The sequence below is a fragment of the Bradyrhizobium sp. genome (assembly GCF_030654605.1).
Lineage (GTDB): Bacteria > Pseudomonadota > Alphaproteobacteria > Rhizobiales > Xanthobacteraceae > Bradyrhizobium.
Window position 1 is genome coordinate 1 of sequence record NZ_JAURXB010000074.1, and the last position, 2,025, is coordinate 2,025.

The following is a 2,025-nucleotide window of genomic DNA, read 5'->3' on the forward strand; positions in this document are numbered from 1 at the left end:
GGTCGAGACCGTGCACGCCATGGCGGAGACCGCTGACATGGTGGTTGAGCCGGAGGGCCTGACCAGCGAAGCCGACGAAGCCCAAAATGAAGCCAATGACGACGCGATCCTCGACATGATCGCGCTCGAAATGGCCGCGGATGATCCCACGGATTTCGATGATGCCGCCGAAATGGAGTCGGCTGAGGCCGCCGTCGCGGAAATTGCGCCTGCCGATCCCGTCAGCGTCGCGCCGGAACGAGAGCCCGAGCCCGAACCGATGGCCGCCGCGGCGGAGCCTCCGGCCGCTGAACCGTCGCTGCAACCCTCGCTTCAAGCTGCCGAAGAGCCTTCGCTCGGCGCCTCGCTGATATCGAGGGGAATCCTGAGCCGGCCCCAGCCGGCCGGGGCCGATCCGCTGGCGCCGATCCGGCGCATGAGCCAGGCCGAGAAGATCGCGTTCTTTTCATAGCGAAATTCAGCAGGAACGATGTCACGTCGGGACGTGAAGTTCCTTTCCCTCTCCCGCTTGCGGGGGAGGGTGCCGAGCGCAGCGAGGCGGGTGGGGGCTCTATCAGCGAGCGAGCCTGCAGCGCACGCCCCAGCTGAGAGACCCCCACCCCGGCCCTCCCCCGCAAGCGGGAGAGGGAGAAGAGCAACGCCGTAGCCTTTGGGAAATTGTCAGCTGATCAATCGCGCGAACAGGTCGGCATCGACATTGCCGCCCGACAGCACGATGACGACGTTCTTGCCTTTCACGTCGATGCGGCCGGCCAGCAGCGCGGCGAGGCCGACGGCGCCGCCGGGCTCGACCACCAGTTTCAATTCGCGAAAGGCAAATCCGACCGCGGTACCCACTTCGGCATCGCTGGCGGTGATGCCCTGGGCGAGCAGCTGGCTGTTGATGGAAAAAGTGATCTCGCCGGGGATCGCCGCCATCAGCGCATCGCAGATGGTGCGGCCTTTTGAGCCGTGCGCCTCGCGCTTGCCCGCGCGCAGCGAGCGCGCGTGATCGTCGAACTCTTCGGGCTCGCCCGACATCACCATGGCCTGCGGATAGCGCGCCTTGATCGCGGTCGCGACGCCTGCGATCAGGCCGCCGCCCGAGGCGGGCGCCACCACGATGTCGGGTGCGAGACCAAGCGCCGCCATGTCCTCGGCTATTTCGCGGCCCACGGTGCCCTGCCCCGCGATCACGTAGGGATCGTCATAGGGCCGCACCAGCGTGGCGCCGCGCTTCTGGGCAATCTCGCGGGAGATCGCTTCGCGATCCTCGCGGTCGCGGTCGTACAGCACGACCTCGGCGCCATAGGCTTTGGTGCGCTCGCGCTTGGAAAGCGGCGCGTCGGCCGGCATCACGATGGTCGCCTGCATGCCGAGCAGCTGCGCCGCATGCGCGACGCCCTGGGCGTGGTTGCCGGACGAGAACGCCACCACGCCGCCGCCGCGCGCTTCCATAGGGATCGACGACAGCTTGTTGAAGGCGCCGCGAAACTTGAACGAGCCGGTCCGTTGCAGCATCTCCGGCTTCAGAAAGATCCGGGTCCCCATCCGTTCGTTGAGAACGGACGGCGACAACAGCGGGGTTCGCACCGCATATGGCGCGATGACGCGCGCGGCGGCATCGATGTCGGCGGAAGTCACAGGCAAAATGGCGATTGTCATCGCGCAAAGTTACGCCTGCGCCGGCAGGCGGGCAAGCTGCTTCGCGCAGGATCAGCTGACGAAACGCGGCTGGTCGACCTCGAATGGAACCGGATCGCCTTCCGGATCGATGCGGATATTGGTGGCGCTATCGACAAAGGCGCGGGCCGAAGCCTCCCAGCTATGCTTTGCGGCAAAGGCGAGGCAGGCCTGCGGCGAAATGCTCAGCGCGGCAATGCAGGCGACCTGCAGATCGTCGTGCAGTGAGCCGACCGGTGCCGTGCCGATCACGTCGCGCGGGCCGGTCACCGGGAACGCCGCGACCGGAAGGCCGCTGGCCAGCGCTTCGAGCAGCACCAGCCCAAAGGTGTCGGTCCGGCTCGGAAACACGAAGACGTCGGC

Annotated in this window: 2 protein-coding genes and 1 pseudogene; 1 reads left to right on the forward strand and 2 read right to left on the reverse strand. The window is 67.0% G+C overall.

Annotated elements, in window-relative coordinates:
* Positions 1 to 451 (forward strand): annotated as a pseudogene (locus Q7U29_RS07915) (hypothetical protein); the annotation flags it as partial.
* Positions 452 to 660: 209 nt separating this feature from the next.
* Here Q7U29_RS07915 and Q7U29_RS07920 read toward each other — a convergent pair.
* On the reverse strand, positions 661 to 1,644 hold the full coding sequence (locus Q7U29_RS07920; RefSeq protein ID WP_304740183.1) for a threonine/serine dehydratase: 984 nt from the start codon (positions 1,642 to 1,644) through the stop codon (positions 661 to 663).
* Positions 1,645 to 1,695: 51 nt separating this feature from the next.
* Positions 1,696 to 2,025, reverse strand: a 330-nt coding sequence (locus Q7U29_RS07925) for a glycosyltransferase (RefSeq protein ID WP_304740185.1), incomplete at its 5' end; no start/stop codon positions are given.

Excerpts from the sequence above, each read along its gene's own strand:
- Q7U29_RS07920 (WP_304740183.1), bottom strand. The coding sequence starts at position 1,644 with ATGACAATCGCCATTTTGCCTGTGACTTCCGCCGACATCGATGCCGCC.